We start from the raw sequence: 17857 nt of genomic DNA, 5'->3' as shown, positions 1-17857 counted from the left end.
CTCGGGTCATCTCATCACCGGCGCGACTTACTTCGCGTTGGACAGGGCCACGGCGGTGTCGAGCATGCGGTTGGAGAAGCCCCACTCGTTGTCGTACCAAGAGGCCACTTTGACCAGTCGCTTGTCGATGACCTTGGTCAGCGAGGCGTCGACCGTGCTGGACGCGGGGTCGTGGTTGAAGTCGCTGCTCACCATCGGTGCTTCGGTGTAGTTCAGCACGCCTTTCAGCGGGCCTTCGGCAGCGGCCTTGAGCAGACTGTTGACCTCGTCAGCACTGGTGTCACGGGCGGCGACAAAGGTCAGGTCGACCAGCGAGACATTGATGGTCGGCACGCGGACCGCATAACCGTCGAGCTTGCCTTTGAGCGCCGGCAGCACCAGACCCACGGCCGCAGCGGCGCCGGTCTTGGTCGGAATCATGTTGTTGGACGCCGAGCGCGCGCGGCGCAGGTCGGAGTGATAGACGTCGGTCAACACCTGGTCGTTGGTGAACGAGTGGATGGTGGTCATCTGACCATGCACCAGGCCGATGGCGTCCTGCAGCGGCTTGACCAACGGCGCAAGGCAGTTGGTGGTGCACGAGGCATTGCTGATGATGGTGTCGCTGGCCGCCAGGGTGTCGTGGTTGACGCCATAGACGATAGTCTTGACGTCGTTGCCGGCAGGCTGGCTGACGATGACTTTCTTGGCGCCGCCCTTGAGATGCAGGCCCGCCTTGTCAGGGGTGGTGAAGAAGCCGGTGCATTCCATCACCACGTCCACACCCAGCTCGCCCCAGGGCAACTGGGCGGGGTCACGGTTGGCGAGCACGCGAATCTTGTCGCCGTTGACGATCATGTAGTCGCCATCGACTTCGATGGTGCCGGGGAAGCGCCCGTGCGTGGTGTCGAAACGCGTCAGGTGGGCATTGGTATCGACCGGACCCAGATCGTTGATCGCGACGATTTGCACGTCTTTGCGACCACTTTCATACAGCGCGCGTAATACATTGCGCCCGATGCGCCCGTAACCATTGATCCCGACCTTGACCGTCATCGCCTACCATCCTTTTGCGTGAATGAACCGCGCAACAACGCCGAGAATGGCGCCGATGCGTATTGAGGGGCCAGTATTTTAGCCGACTCGGGTTGTGGCCATTAATGGTCATTGCGCTTGGTGGGTTTCATGATCGACCCCACCCGGTTTTAAGGGCGCGTGGTTTCATGACCTGCACCGCCCAGATTGAGGGCCGGCTTGGTGGGTTACATCAACGGCACCACCCGGCCTGATGAGCCTGCGGGCCGGGACTGCCCCCGGCGGTGCAGCTCCTTTTCTTGACACCAAGAAAAGGAACCAAAAGAAGGTGCCCCACTGCCGGGCCCCGCTGTCGCGGGGTGCCCTGCGCTTCTCGCAGAGGCGGGGCCTCGCGGAACTCGCTTCGCTCAGACAACCGCGAGTCTGATCCCGCCCCTGCTGCGATGCTCGGCCCGGTCAAACGGGGGTTGAACAGCAAAAGCTAAAGCGTGACCAGCGCGCTGCTTTTGCTTTTGCCTTTGACGTTCTCCCCCTTTGTTTCGGCCGAGCATCGCAGCGGCAGGCGATCAAGGCTTGCGCTTGTCTGAGCGATAGCGAGTTGCGCAAGACCGCCTGGCGCGAGAAGCGCAGGGGACTTTGGGCTACAAGCCCAAAGCCGAAACATGGGGTGGCTCTTTTGCTTACTTTTCTAGCAGTAGAAAAGTGAGTGCCCCGCCGGGGGCAGTCCCGGCCACTGAGTCATCAAGTGGGCGGTGGGGGTCATGAAACCCACCGGCCAGCAGGCCCACTAAAACCGGCGATGCTGTCAATGAAACCCACCCGTTACCCCATCAAGTCAGGCCGGGATCAGTCATGAACCCCACAACGCGGCCCAATCAAAAAACGGCCCCGGATCGGTCTTGCGCCCCGGCGCGATGTCGCTATGGCCCACCACCCGCTCCCGGGTAATGGCCGGAAAAGCCGCCTGAAGCGCCGCCACAACCTGCTGCAAACGACGCATCTGCGCGGCCGTGAAGGGGCAATGATCCGAGCCTTCCAGCTCGATGCCTATCGAAAAATCATTGCAGCGCGCTCGCCCCTGCCAGGACGACACTCCGGCGTGCCAGGCGCGGGCGGTCAACGGGACGAACTGCATCAGCTCACCGCGGCGACGAATAAACAGGTGCGCCGAGACGCGCACCCCGGCCAGCCCCGCCAAGTACGGATGGGCGTTCGGGTCAAGCCGGTTGGTGAACAGCCGCTCGACGGCATCGCCCGAAAAACGCTCCGGCGGCAACGAGATGGCGTGAATCACCAGCAGCGAAATGTCTGCCGGATCAGGGCGGGCATCAAAGTTCGGGCACTCGACGCGTCGTGAACCTTGCAGCCAGTCGCCGTCGTCGCTAACCCGCAGAGCGCCGGCAACCCGCGCCGTGGGTACACTCGACCGCATTACATTGGAGTGGAGGCGTTGCATGTCGCGTCAACGATCGGGCTTGTGGGCTGGGATTTCATTATGGGCCGCTGCGGGCTTGGCAGGCTGTGCGCTGATGCCGCCTGAGCAGACCGACAGCCCGGTCGCGGAAGACCTGCCGCCGCTACCCGAGGTGAGCATTCCCTACAAAACCCACCGCCTCGATAACGGCCTGACCGTGGTCCTGCACCAGGACCGCAAGGCGCCGCTGGTGGCTGTCAATGTCTGGTACCACGTCGGCAGCAAGGACGAGCGCCCGGGGCTGACTGGCTTCGCGCACCTGTTCGAACACCTGATGTTCCGTGGCACCGAGCACTTTGACGAAGACCCATTCAAGCTGCTCGAACCCATCGGCGCCACGCGCCTCAACGGCACCACCTGGTACGACCGCACCAACTACTTCCAGAACGTGCCGACCGGCGCGTTGGACCGGGCGCTGTGGATCGAGGCCGAGCGCATGGGCTTCATCCTGCCGGTGCTCACGCAGGAGAAGCTCGACGAAGAGGTCGGCGTCGTGCTCAACGAAAAGAAGCAGGGAGAGAATCAGCCCTACGGCGGCATCTGGGACATCCTCGCCAAGCGCAGCTGGCCTGAAGGCCACCCTTACTCCTGGACCGCCATCGGCTCCGAAAAGGACCTGCGCGCCGCCACGCTCGACGACGTCAGTGACTGGTTCGCCACCCATTACGGCGCGGCCAATGCCACGCTGGTGATTGCCGGTGACATCGACTTTGACGACGCACTGAACCGCGTCAAGCGTTACTTCGGTGACCTGCCGCCCGGCCCGCCACGTCAGCGTTTTGAAGCCTGGGTGGCGCCGCGCGACAGCAGCACCCGCCACCGCGTACAGGACCGTGTGCCGCAGGCGCGGCAGGTCATGACCTGGAACGTGCCGGGCTACTGCGAGGCCGATCACACGATGCTGGAACTGGCCGCACAGGTCTTCGCCAGCGGCAAGAACACGCCGCTGTACGACCGCCTCGTGTTCGACGAGCAACGCGCCACCAGCGCTTCGGCCGGCTTGCTGCCCACCGAGATTGCCTCGCAGTTTCTGATCGACGTGATGGTGCATGCCGATGCCAAGGTGGCGGATACCGAGGCCGTGGTGCGCGACGAACTGAAACGCTTCCTCGAAAACGGCCCCAGCGCCGAGTCCCTGGAGCGCGCCCGCACGCAAATCTTTGCCGGCGCGGTGCGCGGCCTCGAGCGTATCGACGGCTACAGCGGCAAGGCCAATGCGCTGGCACAGGCCGCCGTCTATTGCGGCGATCCCGGCTATGCCGATGTTTGGCTGGAGCGCGTGCGCTCGGCCACGCCAGAGGCAGTGCGCGAGGCCGCAGAGCGCTGGCTGGGCCAGGGTGACTTCACCCTCACGGTCGAGCCGTTTGAAGCCACGGCGGCCGAAACCAGCGACTTGGACCGCAGCATCATTCCGGATGTTGGTGAGGCGGATGCGCTCAGCCTGCCCAGCCTGGAGCACTTCACGCTCAGCAATGGCATCCGCGTGGCATTGGCACATCGCGACGCTGCGCCATTGGTGCAATACACCCTGCTGTTCCCGGCCGGCCATGCCGCTGATCACACCCATTCACCCGGCACCGCATCCTTGGCGATGGCCTGGATGAAGGAGGGCACCCAAGACCTCGATGCTCTGGCGCTGGCCGCCGAGTCGGACCGGCTTGGAGCCAGCATCAGTACCGGTAATACGCTGGATCTCTCGTACGTCAGCCTCAACACACTCAGCTCGCGGCAGGCCTCCAGCCTGGCACTCATGGCCGATGTGGTGCGCCAACCACGTTTCGACACTGCCGACTTTGAACGCCTGCAACGGCGCACGCTGGCCGCGCTGGCGCAAGAGGCGGCCGACCCGACCCAGGTCGCCAACAACAGTTGGGCACGGCCGTTGTTCGGCGCCGACCATCCCTACGGCATGCCCGGTAGTGGACTCGGCACCCCCGAGTCGGTGCAAGACCTGACGGCAGATGCCGTCAGCCGCTTCCACAGCCAGTGGCTGCGACCGGACCGCGCGCAACTGCTGATTGTCGGCAACACCGACCGCGCCACGGTCGAGCCACTGCTGGAGGCCCAATTCAGCGGCTGGCAGCCCCCCGCCAGCCCCGCAGCCGAACGCGCGCTGCCGCCGGTGACGCCGCCAACCGAACCCGAAGTGCTGTTGGTTCACCAGCCGGACGCGCCGCAGTCCGTGCTGCTGGTGGCCACACTGGCACCACCGTTCACCGACCCTGACGCCCGCGCGCTCGACATCGCCAACAGCGTGCTGGGCGGCACCTTCGCTGCACGCCTCAACCAGCGTCTGCGCGTCGAAAAAAGCTGGAGCTACGGCGCCTATTCACGGCTCAACAACAGCCTGGGGCCACGCGCCTGGGTGGCGAGCGCCAGCGTGCAGACCGACCGTACGGCCGATGCGCTGAGCGAGTTGATGTCGCTGTTGGCTGAGCCCCTGGCAGCGCGGCCGTTCACGGCGAAGGAAGTCGCCTACTCGGCCGGCAACCTCACCCGCAGCCTGCCCGGCCGCAACGAAACCACGGGCGAAGTCGCCAGTGCGCTGATGCTGCCGCTGGTCCACGGACTGGACGAGGGGTACTGGAACGACTACGTCCCGGCCATTCAGGCGGTCGACGCCGACGCCGCGCGCGCCGCGTATGCGGCACTGGGTCTGCCGAACAATGCAGTTATCGTCATCGTCGGTGATCTGTCGAAAATCGAGACCCCGGTGAACGCCGTGCTCGAAAAGCGGGGGTTGAAATAGCCAGCACCACGCTCTACCTGGCGGCAGACCCGGTGCAGGCCCATCTGCTCAAGGACCATCTGGCCGAGCACCGCATCGAGGTCGACGTGTTCGACGCCCACGCCATCGGCGCACGCGGCGAGCTGGCCGCCATCGTCTACCCGCGGTTGGTGCTGCGCGACCCGGCACAGCATGACCGTGCCCGCGCCGTCATTGCCAGCTGGGAAGCGCGCGGCGAACAACCCGACTGGGCCTGTCTGGGATGCGGCGAGGCCAACCCGGCGGCGTTCGAAAGCTGTTGGGCCTGCGGGCTCGAGCACGTCTGATCAACCCGTGCACGTCGCGCTCTATCAACCCGAGATTCCGCCCAACACCGGCAACATCATTCGTCTGTGCGCCAACACCGGCGCGCGCCTGCACCTGATTCATCCGCTGGGCTTCAACACCGATGATCGCTCGCTGAGCCGCGCCGGACTGGACTATCACGCGCAAGCGGTCATCGCCCACCACACAGACTGGGATGCCTTCTGCGCATGGCGCGACACCCTGCCCGCGCATCAACTCTGGGCCTTCACCACCAAAGCCACGCGGCGCCATGATGATGCCGATGTCGGCCCCGACGACATCCTCCTGTTCGGCCCGGAAAGTCGCGGACTGCCGCAAGACCTGCTCGATGCCTTACCCGCCGATCAGCGCCTGCGGCTGGCGATGCGGCCGGGAAGTCGCAGCCTGAACCTGTCAAACACCGTGGCGGTGGCGGTCTATCAGGCGTGGGGAAGGTTGATTGGGTAGCCGTTGCGCGAGCGGCCGGGCCGTGACCCAACAGCCCGGCAGCGGTCACGTGATGGGGATCAGTCGAGCGCGCGCTCGATCTTTTTCAGGTGTTCCTGTGCCGCTTCCTTGGCGAGACCGTAGTGTTCCTGCAGCTTGCCGATCAGGTGTTCCCGCTTGCCTTCGGCGACTTTCATGTCGTCGTCGGTCAGCTTGCCCCACTTCGCCTGGATCTTGCCGGACAACTGCTTCCACTGGCCCTTGAGTGTGTCTTCGTTCATCGGTGTTCCTAATTGCGATCGTCGGCGACGACCTATTCTGAAAATAGTGTGTGCGCCAAGCTTGGGCGCGTCGGTGCGTCGGCACACACAGCCGGGCACGCGGGGCCAGGAATCGGCACCTGGCATCGGTAGACTTGTGCGCGGCACCGAACAGAGTCTCGGTGCGGATCACGGCAACCTTCCCTGCCCCAAGCCGTCGTGCTGGCCCCATTTCAACAGGAGTCCTCATCGTGAACATCAGCCTTAGCCTCACGCCTCTGGTTTCGTTGGTGGCCGGCGTCCTCATCCTGATCATGCCAAGGCTGCTCAACTACATCGTTGCCGGCTATCTGATCGTCATCGGCGTGATCGGGTTGTTCAACCTTAACGTCTGAGCCGCGCTGCCCGGCCTGAATAACCTTGGGCCGCGCATCGTTGGCGCACGGGCTTCACGAGCACCGTGCGCGTCTGTCGTCGTCCAAGTGGTTTCAGCCGCTTGCACCCCGAAAGGCCGTCGAGGCTGAAAACAAAAAAGCCCGCACGGGATGCGTGCGGGCCTCGTCAGAAGGTTGCTGACCGGGTCTGAACGACCCGGCTAAGCGGGTCTAGTTCTCGATGATCACTTCCACACGACGGTTCTGCTGGCGGCCGGTGCTGGTGTCATTGCTGGCGACCGGCAAGCCTTCACCCATGCCCGAGGTGCGCATGCGGGCGCTGGCAACACCCTGTTGGGCGAGGAAGCCACGGACCGCGTCAGCGCGTCGCTGGGAAAGGCTGGCATTTGAGCTGTCGCTGCCGACACTGTCGGTGTGCCCTTCAATGGCAACGTTGCGGTCCGGATACTCATTGAGAAAGCCGACGAGCGTGCTCAAGCCCGACGCAGCGCCGCCGCTGAGCTCGGATCGCCCGGTGGCAAACAGCACGTCGCCAAGGGTAATGACGATGCCGCGCTCGGTTTCCTTGGCGTTCAGCTCATCAAGCTGGCGCTGTAGTTCGGCCGCCTTGAGCCTTTCGGCATCCGCTTGATCACGGGCGAAGTCGGCATCGCCGCGTGCCAGCTCGGCATCCTGGCGAGCACTGCTGGCATCGCGGCTGGCCTGGTCGGCTTCCTGGGTCCGGGCTTCAAGGCGTGCACTTTCACTGGCCTTGCTCAGGGCTGCGCGCTGATCTTCGAGCAGACGTGCCTGGGCGCGGGCGATGGCGATGTCCACCTTGCCATCTGCCAACATGACCCGGTGCTGGGCAAGCTCGGCGTCCTTTTCCGGGACTTCCGCAGCCCGCACGGCCACTTCGGCATCCTTGATGGCAACTGGTGCACGGCTCGCCAACTCTTGGTTGGTCTGCAGTGTGGTCAGCTTGCTACGTACCTCGGCGGACCCTTGCGGTGGTGCCAAGGTGGCACAGCCGACGAGCACGAAGGCCGTAACGGCGGTGAAAATCGGCGTGATGATGTTTGATCCCTGACGGTTCATTTCTGTGCCCCTGTATTGCGATTCATTTCCTGCTTGAGTGTCGCAGTGCTCTGCTTCATCTCATCGTTCACGGCCTTGGCCTTGACTTCCGCCGCCCTGGCGGTCGCGAGCTCGGCGTCAACAAACGCTTGATCGGCGAGGCGTTTGGCCAGAACCATCTTTTCGTCCTGCACCGCCACACGGGCGGCCGCCAGCTTGTCCCGCGCCTGGCTCAGCTCGAGCGAGGCGTGGTCGGCCACCCGGGCCTGCTCGGCCATGGTGATGGCCTGCTCCGCCATCTGCAGGGACTCGGTGGGCGCAAGCGGCTTCGACGCGCAGGCTCCCAGGGCGAGCACGCCGACAAGGGCGATCACCCGATGAGGCAACCGACTGCGCGGCGGGGTGAAGCTCGTTGATTCCAATCGATTGGTCATGGTGATATCCCTCGTTAACAACTCCGAAGCCCGATGGCGTCGGAAGACAACATTCAAGAGTCGGTGTTCGTGGCCGATTGCGATGACGGCATCCCTGCGCAGACGTTCCGATCTGACGCTTTAGGGCGCTGGTCGGCGGCTATTTTTCGGGCGCTTCACCGACTTTAAGATTGAGCACTCGGCCGCGTTTCGTCTGTGCGTTGGCGCACCCAGGGCGGGCAACGATCCATGGGCGAGCCCCTGCTCCGCCAACGGCCCCGAATACGTCATCGCCCGCCGTCTACTCCGAGAGCGGGTTTCACGAGGTGGGCAATCAACGTGATCTGGGGGCCCGACAATCATTGAAGCGGCAGGATCAGGCCCTGTAGCGCGGCAGCGAATAGGGGAACAGACGGTCGGTTTCTGACCGCACCGCCGCGTAGCACTCACAGCTCAGCTTTTCGAGCTTGGGACGATTGAGCACTTTGATTTGGCCGCGCGCATACTCGATGACGCCCAGCTTCTGCAGCTTCCCGGCCGCCTCGGTGACGCCTTCGCGGCGCACCCCCAACATGTTGGCGATCAATTCCTGGGTCATGACCAAGTGATCACTCGGCAGGCGATCCAGCGAGAGCAGCAACCAGCGGCACAATTGCTGGTCGATGGAATGGTGCCGGTTACAGACGGCGGTCTGGGCCATCTGCGTCAACAGGGATTGGGTGTAGCGCAGCACCAGGTTGTGGAGTTCTTCGTGGCGCTTGAACTCTCTTTTGAGGTCTTCGGCAGGCAGCTCGTATGCGTGGCCCGCACTGCGCACGATTGCCCGGCTGGGCGTCGATTCGCCGCCCATGAACAGTGCAATGCCGATCACCCCATCGTTGCCGACAACGGAAATCTCGGCCGACGAGCCGTTCTCCATTTCGTAGATCAGTGACACGATGGACTCGGTCGGGAAATAGATGTGAAGGAGCGTGTCTCCCGACTCGTACAGCACCCGGCCCAGGGGCATGTCCACCCGCTTCATTCGCAGCGCCAGCCGGGCCTGCACGTCGGCTGGCAATGCCGCCAAAAGGCGATTCTGCTGGTGGGCCACAATCGGCGACATTTCACTTCATCATGGCGCGGCCAAGTGCCGCCAACCGTCAGTTAATCATGCTTCCTGATTTGCTCCGTACGCTATCGAACATAAGAATCGAGAGCCGCCAACCCAGGCTGTCCAGCCCTGCTGGGTGCGCTAGCCAACGGACGGGCGACCACCCGTGGTCGTAGCGTGTGGTTGGAGCGGCAATCGGCCAATCCTTCCATCCGCTGGGGATTCCGATGTACCGATTCGATGGCTGAGCGCCGCGCCGCACGCGCCAACACGCTGATCGATGCCCTGCCGCAGCCGCAGCGTGATCGGCTGCTGCGAGGCTTTGAACCCGTTTAAATGAGGCCCGGTGAAATCCTTTGCGAGGTCGACAAGCCTTTCGGCCATGCCTACTTCCCGCGTCGCGGTTCCATCTCGCTGGTCGCAAAACAGGGCGGTCACAACGCCATGGCGGTCGGCCTGATCGGCTGCGAGGGCATGCTCGGCGAGTCTGTGGTGCTCGGCATCGACTTGGCCCCCATCCATGCGCTGGTGCAGGGACCTGGAGACGCCTGGCGCATTCCAGTGTCCCGGCTGCGCGATGCACTGGACGACGGCGCGACCTTGGGGACGATACTGGGTCAGTACCTGCACGTCCGCATACGCGAGCTCTCTCTGGCCGGAACCTGCACGCGCTTTCACCCGCTTGAGCGACGCCTTGCGCGCTGGCTGTTGGTGACCGACGACCGCTTGCAAGCCGACCATTTTCATCTCACCCACGAGCGTCTGGCCGACCTGCTTGGCGTGCGCCGCAGCGGCGTCACGGTGGCCGCAGGCGCACTGCAGGCCCGCCATCTCATCGGTTACGCCCGCGGCGACATTAAAATTCTCGATCGCGCGGGACTGGAGGATGCCGCCTGTGATTGCTACGCGATGCTAAAAGCAGGCTAAGGTGATCGTTGCGCTCGAACCGGAGGGCGAGCCGGCATCCGGTCAATCAGCTCCCTATGACGTCAGCGTAGCGCGCGCCAGCCCGAAAACAGCGCCCCCGCCATCAGCGTCACTGGCCAAAGCAACGGTGAGTCGGGCGCTAAGGTGAGCAACAGTGTGCCGCTCAACAACAGGCTGCCGGCCAGCAAGGCCCAGCGCGTGCGTCGCCCACTGCTCTCGACCGCGTGCAGTAGCGCTGCGTGTTGCCGACGCGCCAGTGCGCCGCCGAAGCCTTCGCCGCGCTCAAGTTCGCGCAAGGTGCGTTCGGCAATGCGCGGCAGCGCCTGGGCCAGCACCGGCAGTTGAAACTTGGCTTGCTGCGCCAGCGCCTGCGGACTCAGGCGGTCGCGCATCCACTGTTCGAGGATGGGCTTGGCGGTTTTCCAGAGATCGAGCTCATCGTAGAGCTGACGGCCCAGACCTTCGACCTGCAACAGGGTTTTCTGCAGCAACACCAACTCGGGCTGCACCTGATAGTTGAAACGCCGCGCCACCTGAAACAGGCGTAGCAGGAAAAAGCCGAACGAGATGTCCTTGAGCGGCCGCTGCCAGATGGGTTCGCAGATGGTGCGAATCGCGCCCTCGAAAGCCTCGATGCTGTTGCCTTCGGGAATCCAGCCGCTCTCGATATGCAGCTCAGCCACGCGTCGATAATCGCGGTTGAAAAACGCCAGGAAGTTCTCGGCCAAGTACCGCTGATGGTCCTGGGTCAATTGCCCGACGATGCCGAAATCGACCGCCAGATAACTGGGCTCGGCCGGGTTGCGGGCATCGACAAAAATATTGCCGGGGTGCATATCGGCGTGGAAAAAATTATCACGGAAGGTCTGCTTGAAGAAGATCTCGACGCCGCGTTCGGCCAGCACCTGAAAATCCACGCCCATGCCGCGCAGGCGATCCAGCTCACGAATCGAGATGCCTTCAATGCGCTCCATCACCAACAGGTTCGGCCGGGTGAAGTCCCAGAAGACGATGGGATGATAGATGAGGGGGCTACCCAGCCAGTTGCGGCGCAGCAGGCAGGCGTTGCCGCCTTCGCGCATCAGGTCCAGCTCGTCGGTGAGGATGTGCTCGAACTCGGCGACGATGGCCAGCGGCCGCAGACGACGCGCGAGCGGCGACACGCGCTCAGCCCAGCGCGCCAGCGCGTACATGACGGCAATGTCTTCGGCGACCTTGGCCTCGATGCCCGGCCGCAACACCTTGACCACCACGCGCATGCCCGGCGCGCCGTCATCGTTCTTCAGTTGCGCACCGTGGACCTGCGCCACCGATGCAGCGGCCATCGGTTCGTTTTCGAACGTGGCGAACAGTTCGCTGACCGGCTTGCCCAAGGCGGCTTCGATCAGCACCTTGGCTTGGGCACTGTCAAACGGTGGCACGCGGTCCTGCAGCTTCGCCAGCTCGTCGGCAATGTCTTGCGGCACGATGTCGGGCCGGGTCGACAGCGCCTGGCCAAGCTTGATGAACACCGGTCCCAGGCTTTCCAGCGCCAGCCGTAGACGCTCACCGCGTGGACGCGGGTCGTTCGACGGCTTGCCGCTGAGAAATTCCTTGAGGCCAAAACGACGGTAGGTGGCATGAATGCGCCACAGACGCCCGAGCGCGCTCATGCCCGGGTGCTCCGTTCCAGCCGCTGTAGCCGCGCCTCAAAGCGGTCGACGGCATCGCGCAGCAGGTCCACCTCGTCACGCCATTCGTCGACGTCAATGCGTCGCGGCAGGTCGCCGGATTCTTCCTGCAGGTATTCGGTGGTGTTGAGTGCCAAGGTGTCAAAGGTCTGACGCCCCCACTGCAGGGCGGCGCGCATGAAGCCTGCGGCGCGATGCGCCACCACGTCACCCAGCCAGGGCGCCAGCCATTCCTCGACATCCACGCCGACCAGACTGAGCGCAGCGGCAAAGCGGCGCAGGGTTTCGGCATCGCCGCGCACGTCCAGCCCCTGTGCCGAAAACGTGCCGCCGGCACTCATCTCGCGGGCGCGGGCCAGCAGGGTGACTGGGCTGCCAGTGAGGGTGACATCGGCGGGCGGCTCGGTTTCATCGGTGCCGACACGCACCTGCCCCGGCAGCAGTTCGATCAGGAACTGCCAGTCCAGCGGCGTCAGTCGAACGCCGATGCGCTTGCCCTGCAACGGTGCCAATGCCGCAACGGCATCGGGTTCGAGTCGCAGGAAGCGGTTCAGCGCCACCTCGAGTGCGGCGGCCAACGGCGCGGGCGTCACAGCTTGTAGCCGCGATGCACGGCGACAATACCGCCGGTGAGGTTGTAAACCTGTACGCGGGAAAACCCGGCTGCTTCCATCATGGCTTTGAGCGTCGCCTGGTCCGGGTGCATGCGGATCGACTCGGCCAGATAGCGGTACGAGTCGGCGTCGTTGGCCACCACCTGCCCCAGCTTCGGCAGCACGCTGAAGGAGTAGGCGTCGTAAATTTTTGCCAGCGGCTTGATCAGCGGCTTGGAGAACTCCAGCACGATGGCGCGCCCGCCAGGCTTGAGACAGCGCAGCATCGAGCGCAGTCCGGCATCCTTGTCGGTGACATTGCGCAAGCCGAACCCAATCGTGATCAGGTCAAAGCTGTCGTCGCCAAACGGCAGGCACTCGGCGTTGGCAAGCACCGGGGGCACGTCCAGCCGGCCCTCATTCAATAGCCGGGTGCGGCCCTCATCGAGCATTTCGGGATTGATGTCGGACAGCACCGCCAGACCCTTTGGCCCCACCTGCTTGGCGAAGGCGCGGATCAGGTCACCCGTGCCACCGGCCACATCCAGAACGTTTTCGCCGGCACGCACAGCCGCGAGGTCGATGACGAAGCGCTTCCAGACACGATGAATGCCCATCGACATCAGGTCGTTCATCACGTCGTACTTGGCCGCCACCGACGAAAACACGCCAGCAACGCGCTTCTGCTTGTCGGCCAGCGGCACCTGCTGGAAGCCGAAGTGAGTGGTGCCGTCGCGCGGCGGAGGCTTGTGATCTGACATGCCCGGATTGTAGCCCGCTACCCGCCGTATCGACGGCCACGCAGGGGATATGCAGGACGGTGGGTGATGCGTGGCGCCTCTAGCCGAATTGGTGTGCACCATCGGCGGCGGCTAACGATGCAGCAGCGCCCTCAGACTGGTTACGTCCCGGTCACGACTCATGCCGGCCTCGCTCAGTCGTGCCTCGTAACGCGCCCAGTTGGCCGCGTAATCGCGTTCGAGGCGGTCGAGAACGTCCCAGGTGAACAGGCCGGTGTCGTGGCCGTCGCCGAACACCAGTTTCACTGCGTAACGGCCCACCGGCTCGGCGCGCAGCACCTGTACCTCGCGCTTGCCGCCCACCAGCATGGGCTCGACCCGACCGTGACCCCACAACTCGGCACTGGGCGAAAACACCCGCAGATACTCAAACGGCAGTGACGCCGTCCGACCATCACCAAAAGTCACTTCCAGCACCCGGCTGGTCTTGCGTAGCTTGAGTGCGGTGACGGTGGACATGCCTCGATTGTAGGCGGGCGCTAAACTTCGTGGCTCACTTCCCACCACCCTGATGAGCCACCATGGGCAACCGTTTATCGAAAATCGCCACCCGCACCGGGGACACCGGCACCACTGGGCTGGCCACGGGCGAGCGGCTGCCCAAGCATGACCTGCGCGTGCACGCCATGGGCGAGGTGGACGAGCTCAATTGCGTGATCGGCCTGATCCTGATTCACGACCTGCCCGAGGCCATCAAGACCCGCCTCACGGACACCCAACAGGAGTTGTTCAACCTGGGCGGCGAACTGGCGATGCCCGGCTACGAACTGGTAAAGGACAGCCACGTGCTCGCACTGGATGAAGCACTGGACGCCCTCAACGAGACCCTACCGCCGCTCAAGGACTTCATCATGCCCGGCGGATCACCGGCCTGCGCCCACGCGCACCTGGGCCGGGCCGTGGCGCGTCGCGCCGAGCGCGCGCTGTGGATGTTGCACGCCGAAGCGCCGCTCAACGCCAACCCGATGCGCTATCTCAATCGACTTTCCGACTACTTGTTCGTAGTTGCGCGGACGTTGGGGAAAGGCTTGGAGGAAGTGGAATGGGCTCACTAACAGCCACCGTCGAAAATGCCGCAGCGTAAGACGACAGACCTCGCCTTACACACACCCGACTGCTGCACTGCATTGTTGAGTCCAAACGAACGATAGCAACTGGATCCCGAGGTCAGCGCGGACCGATTTTTGTTTCCATTGCCTTTTGAAACAGAGCCATATATTTTGAGGCAACTGCAGATATGTGATACGAGCGCCCCGTTTCGACGGCTGCGGCCGAGTATCTTGCCCTGCGTGCAGGATCATCCTTCAGGTCACGAATCGCATTAATCCACTGGTCATCATCATCGGGTAACAGCAAGCCATTCACGTCGTTATCTATTAGTTCACGCGTATACCCTCGATCAGGACCAATCACGCACCCACCGCGAGCAAGGATTTCCATTAGCCCCCAGTTTGCCACACCAAAGCGCAATGGATAAAGGAAGAGATCTATTGAGCCGATTAGTTCGCCAAATTCAGCATATGGAAGCTTTCCAGGAAATTCAATCTGTTTAGCTCGCGGGAAAAGGTTCAATAGATGGTCACGATAGTTTTTCACGGCGCCCTTGTAATGACGGCTAACCCATTGAGCTTCATAGCCGTAAGTCGAGGCGTCGGGATCACCGATAGCGATAAAACGGGCTTCGAAACCGTCCTTCAAAAGTCGGTCGACCAACCTCACGTATACATCTATTCCCTTTGAATTTGACATGTCGCGCGCAGAAAATCCTATCGTAAAAGGATTTTTCTCTTTTTTAGCCAGTGGTGGCGCGATTTCAAAACCTTCAAATTGGATCTCAATTCTTCCTTGCAACTCATTTGGAAACATCGCTTTAGCGACAGCACTTGGCACTATCGTCAGGTCGCTATTTAAAACTTGCTGGTAGTGCAGCATCTCCATGTTACGGTCCCCAAGACGCTGCGCAAGATCTGGGGGAAATGCTGGGTCCCACCCATGAGCTCGATAACTTGGAAACTCGATATAACTTATAATCGCCGCATCGATCTCGTCGTAAAGAAAGTGGGGAGCGCCCCATAAAGAGTGAGCAAAAATTAGGTCTATTTTCTTCATCTTCCTAATTTCCGCAATTGCGGCTAATACACCCCTTCCAATTCTTGCGGATCGCTCTACTTTTCCAGAATAATAATAGGCTGGAGGAGCCATAATATTTCCATCTGGATTAAAAGCCAGCAAGTTTGGTACCAAGCCGATATTTTTAGAGCGATGGCCAGCAGTAGTTAAAAAATAGGTCTCCGCCATTCCCTCGCGGCGAAGGTGCTCACATAAAAGGCCGTGCTGACCCGGATAGACAGCGCCAACAAAAACGATAACCGGCAAGCCCATTCGGAACCCCCCCATCCTCTATCGTAACTTCGTGCACTTTTAACCGCAGTCGCCCTCATGAATCAGAAGGGCCGCACTCGGATGATGTTGACTCAGGGATCCCGAGCTGGAAATGGTCTGTTGGGATACTCACCCTTTCAGAATCGCCTCTGCCCTTGCCACCACGACCTCTAAGGTGAGCCCGAAATGCTTCATTAGCGCTCCGTAGGGCGCCGACTCGCCAAAGGTGTCCACGCCGATCACGTCACCGTCATCGCCCACCAGCGCGCGCCAGTAATGGGTCACGCCGGCTTCGATGGCCAGCCGCGGAATTCCGGCAGGGAAGAGTTCGGTGCGGGCATCACGCGGCATCGCGAAGAAGCGATCCGCGCACGGCACCGACACCACCCGCACGGCGGTGCCCTGCTCGCCGAAGACCTTGGCAACGTCCACGGCCAAGGCCACTTCAGAGCCAGTGGCCGCGATCACCAGTGCCGGCGTGGCGCCGCCCTCATGAACAACGTAAGCACCCTGGCGAACCGCATCAGCCTGCGTGGCCTCGTGCGCCTGCGGCGGCAAATTCTGCCGGGTCAGAATCAGGGCGCTGGGGCCATCCTTGCGTTCGATGGCCTGCTGCCAGGCAATGGCGGTCTCAAAGGCATCCGCCGGACGCCACACTTCAAGATTGGGCATCAGGCGCAGCGCCGACACATGCTCGACGGCCTGGTGGGTCGGCCCGTCTTCGCCCAGTGCAATGGAGTCGTGGGTGTAAACGAAAATGCTGCGGCGCTTCATCAACGCGGCCATGCGCACGGCATTGCGGGCGTAGTCACTGAAGGTGAGGAAGGTGGCGCCAAACGGAATCAATCCGCCGTGCAGGGCGATGCCGTTCATGATCGCGCTCATGCCGAACTCGCGCACGCCGTAATTGACGTAGTTGCCTTTCAGCGAACCCCGGCGCAGCGGCACGTGGCCCTTGAAGTCGGTGCCATTGGACTCCGACAGGTCGGCCGAGCCGCCGAACAACTCGGGCAAGCCCTTGACCAAGCGCTCGATGGCGGCCTTGCTCGACTTGCGTGTGGCAATGGGCTTGTCCATGGCCAGCGCCTGGTCCAGAAGCGCCTGGACGGTGTCTGCCCAATCGGCAGGCAACGCGCCCGACATTCGGCGTTTGAACTCGGCAGCCAGTTCGGGATGGGCACTCTGGTAGGCCGCGAAGCGCTCGTTCCACTCGGCTTCTGCGGCGGCGCCGCGTTCACGCGCGTCCCACCCTGCGCGGATCTCATCAGGAATCTCGAACGGCGCGTGCGGCCATTCCAACTGCTTGCGGGTGAGTGCGATCTCGTCGGCACCCAGCGGCGCGCCGTGACAGGTTTCTTTGCCCTGCTTGTTGGGTGAGCCAAAGCCGATGACCGTCTTGCAGCAGATCAGGGTTGGCCCCCCCTCGAAATCTCGAGCGGTCTTCAAAGCGATGGCAATTTCACGCGGATCGTGGCCGTTGACCTTGCGAATCACCTGCCAGCCGTAAGCCTCGAAGCGGGCCGGGGTGTCGTCGGCAAACCAGCCTTCGACCTCGCCGTCAATCGAAATATTGTTGTCGTCATAGAACGCGACCAGCTTATGCAAACCCAGCGTACCGGCCAGCGCGCAGGCCTCGTGGCTGACGCCTTCCATCAGACAGCCATCGCCCAGGAAGACGTAGGTGTTGTGGTCAACCACCCGATGCTCATCGCGGTTGAACGCGCTGGCCAACACCGTTTCGGCAATGGCAAACCCCACCGCATTGGCGAGGCCTTGCCCCAACGGCCCGGTGGTGGTTTCAACCCCCGGCGTCACGTCAATTTCAGGGTGCCCTGGCGTCTTGGAATGTAACTGCCGAAAGCGCTTCAGCTCGTCCAGCGGCAGGTCGTAGCCGGTCAGGTGCAGCAGGCCGTAGAGCAGCATCGAGCCGTGACCGTTGCTCAGTACAAAACGGTCACGATCCGCCCAAAGCGGGTTCGCCGGATTGTGCTTCAGCGCGTCGTTCCACAGCACCTCGGCAATGTCGGCCATGCCCATCGGCGCGCCGGGATGGCCCGAGTTGGCCTGTTGAACCGCGTCCATCGCGAGCGCGCGGAGGGCATTGGCAAGGGGAAGACGCTCAAACATGGCAGCGGAACCGGCTGGATCGAAAGGGCCTGTAGGATACCGGGTTCAGCAGACCTCGCGGCGCAGAAGCCCACCGAAGCCGGCCGTTGTGACACGCGTCGCGCCTGACGGGCCAAGCTGATACCCGCCCTAGACAACCACAACCTTGGGCGGG

Annotated in this window: 18 protein-coding genes; 6 read left to right on the top strand and 12 right to left on the bottom strand. The window is 62.8% G+C overall.

Features of this window, described 5'->3' with window-relative positions:
• Positions 1 to 27: 27 nt before the first annotated feature.
• Positions 28 to 1035 (bottom strand): type I glyceraldehyde-3-phosphate dehydrogenase, encoded by a 1008-nt coding sequence (gene gap / locus U741_RS0106450; protein WP_029889662.1) that lies wholly within the window; start codon positions 1033 to 1035, stop codon positions 28 to 30.
• A gap of 829 nt (positions 1036 to 1864) precedes the next feature.
• Complete coding sequence (gene ampD / locus U741_RS0106445) at positions 1865 to 2446, bottom strand: 1,6-anhydro-N-acetylmuramyl-L-alanine amidase AmpD (protein ID WP_084154707.1); 582 nt, start codon at positions 2444 to 2446, stop codon at positions 1865 to 1867.
• Positions 2447 to 2468: 22 nt separating this feature from the next.
• Here ampD and U741_RS0106440 point away from each other — a divergent pair, with 22 nt between their 5' ends.
• From U741_RS0106440 to U741_RS0106430, 3 genes are read left to right on the top strand one after another with little or no spacing between them, the layout of a single operon-like run.
• A complete protein-coding gene (locus U741_RS0106440) occupies positions 2469 to 5237 on the top strand; it encodes a M16 family metallopeptidase (RefSeq protein WP_043110213.1) in 2769 nt (922 codons plus the stop codon).
• Complete coding sequence (locus U741_RS19660) at positions 5234 to 5542, top strand: putative signal transducing protein (protein WP_029889659.1); 309 nt, start codon at positions 5234 to 5236, stop codon at positions 5540 to 5542. The genes U741_RS0106440 and U741_RS19660 overlap by 4 nt, the downstream gene beginning before the upstream one ends.
• Before the next feature lie 7 nt (positions 5543 to 5549).
• A complete protein-coding gene (locus tag U741_RS0106430; RefSeq protein ID WP_029889658.1) occupies positions 5550 to 6008 on the top strand; it encodes a tRNA (cytidine(34)-2'-O)-methyltransferase in 459 nt (152 codons plus the stop codon).
• 59 nt (positions 6009 to 6067) lie between these two features.
• Here U741_RS0106430 and U741_RS0106425 read toward each other — a convergent pair whose 3' ends face one another.
• Positions 6068 to 6268, bottom strand: coding sequence for a CsbD family protein (locus U741_RS0106425; RefSeq protein WP_029889657.1), 201 nt, complete (start codon positions 6266 to 6268; stop codon positions 6068 to 6070).
• A 230-nt stretch (positions 6269 to 6498) separates the two neighbouring features.
• Here U741_RS0106425 and U741_RS18870 point away from each other — a divergent pair, with 230 nt between their 5' ends.
• Positions 6499 to 6642 carry a DUF3096 domain-containing protein gene (locus U741_RS18870; protein WP_084154705.1) on the top strand — a complete coding sequence of 48 codons (144 nt, stop codon included), beginning with the start codon at positions 6499 to 6501 and terminating at the stop codon, positions 6640 to 6642.
• A 210-nt stretch (positions 6643 to 6852) separates the two neighbouring features.
• Here the strand turns inward: U741_RS18870 and U741_RS0106415 are convergent, their stop codons facing one another.
• The 3 genes from U741_RS0106415 to U741_RS0106405 all read right to left on the bottom strand — a co-directional run bounded on the left by U741_RS0106415 (position 6853) and on the right by U741_RS0106405 (position 9216).
• Positions 6853 to 7719 (bottom strand): OmpA family protein, encoded by an 867-nt coding sequence (locus U741_RS0106415; protein ID WP_029889656.1) that lies wholly within the window; start codon positions 7717 to 7719, stop codon positions 6853 to 6855.
• Positions 7716 to 8189, bottom strand: coding sequence for a DUF4398 domain-containing protein (locus U741_RS0106410; RefSeq protein WP_200872688.1), 474 nt, complete (start codon positions 8187 to 8189; stop codon positions 7716 to 7718). Before U741_RS0106410 ends, U741_RS0106415 begins: the two co-directional genes overlap by 4 nt.
• Positions 8190 to 8487: 298 nt before the next feature.
• On the bottom strand, positions 8488 to 9216 hold the full coding sequence (locus U741_RS0106405) for a Crp/Fnr family transcriptional regulator (RefSeq protein WP_029889654.1): 729 nt from the start codon (positions 9214 to 9216) through the stop codon (positions 8488 to 8490).
• A 324-nt stretch (positions 9217 to 9540) separates the two neighbouring features.
• Here U741_RS0106405 and U741_RS17715 point away from each other — a divergent pair, with 324 nt between their 5' ends.
• On the top strand, positions 9541 to 10131 hold the full coding sequence (locus U741_RS17715; RefSeq protein ID WP_200872687.1) for a Crp/Fnr family transcriptional regulator: 591 nt from the start codon (positions 9541 to 9543) through the stop codon (positions 10129 to 10131).
• A gap of 62 nt (positions 10132 to 10193) precedes the next feature.
• On the opposite strand, the gene ubiB is transcribed toward U741_RS17715, so the two are convergent.
• The 4 genes from ubiB to U741_RS0106380 form a co-directional block, all read right to left on the bottom strand.
• Entirely contained in the window at positions 10194 to 11783 is a 1590-nt protein-coding gene (gene ubiB, locus U741_RS0106395; protein WP_029889653.1) for a 2-polyprenylphenol 6-hydroxylase, read from the bottom strand.
• Positions 11780 to 12394, bottom strand: a complete 615-nt coding sequence (locus tag U741_RS0106390) for a ubiquinone biosynthesis accessory factor UbiJ (RefSeq protein ID WP_029889652.1) — start codon at positions 12392 to 12394, stop codon at positions 11780 to 11782. Before U741_RS0106390 ends, ubiB begins: the two co-directional genes overlap by 4 nt.
• A complete protein-coding gene (gene ubiE, locus U741_RS0106385) occupies positions 12391 to 13155 on the bottom strand; it encodes a bifunctional demethylmenaquinone methyltransferase/2-methoxy-6-polyprenyl-1,4-benzoquinol methylase UbiE (protein WP_029889651.1) in 765 nt (254 codons plus the stop codon). The genes U741_RS0106390 and ubiE overlap by 4 nt, the downstream gene beginning before the upstream one ends.
• A 111-nt stretch (positions 13156 to 13266) precedes the next feature.
• Positions 13267 to 13653, bottom strand: a complete 387-nt coding sequence (locus U741_RS0106380) for a gamma-butyrobetaine hydroxylase family protein (protein ID WP_029889650.1) — start codon at positions 13651 to 13653, stop codon at positions 13267 to 13269.
• Between the two features lie 62 nt (positions 13654 to 13715).
• Between U741_RS0106380 and U741_RS0106375 the strand changes: the two genes are divergently transcribed.
• Complete coding sequence (locus U741_RS0106375; RefSeq protein ID WP_029889649.1) at positions 13716 to 14249, top strand: cob(I)yrinic acid a,c-diamide adenosyltransferase; 534 nt, start codon at positions 13716 to 13718, stop codon at positions 14247 to 14249.
• A 112-nt stretch (positions 14250 to 14361) separates the two neighbouring features.
• Here U741_RS0106375 and U741_RS18865 read toward each other — a convergent pair whose 3' ends face one another.
• Complete coding sequence (locus U741_RS18865; protein WP_084154704.1) at positions 14362 to 15576, bottom strand: glycosyltransferase; 1215 nt, start codon at positions 15574 to 15576, stop codon at positions 14362 to 14364.
• 129 nt (positions 15577 to 15705) lie between these two features.
• Positions 15706 to 17703: a transketolase gene (gene tkt, locus U741_RS0106365; RefSeq protein WP_029889648.1), complete on the bottom strand. Its 1998-nt coding sequence runs from the start codon at positions 17701 to 17703 to the stop codon at positions 15706 to 15708.
• Positions 17704 to 17857 lie beyond the last annotated feature (154 nt).

The sequence above is a fragment of the Polycyclovorans algicola TG408 genome (genome assembly GCF_000711245.1).
Classification (GTDB): domain Bacteria; phylum Pseudomonadota; class Gammaproteobacteria; order Nevskiales; family Nevskiaceae; genus Polycyclovorans; species Polycyclovorans algicola.
This window is presented reverse-complemented; position numbering and strand designations above follow the sequence as displayed.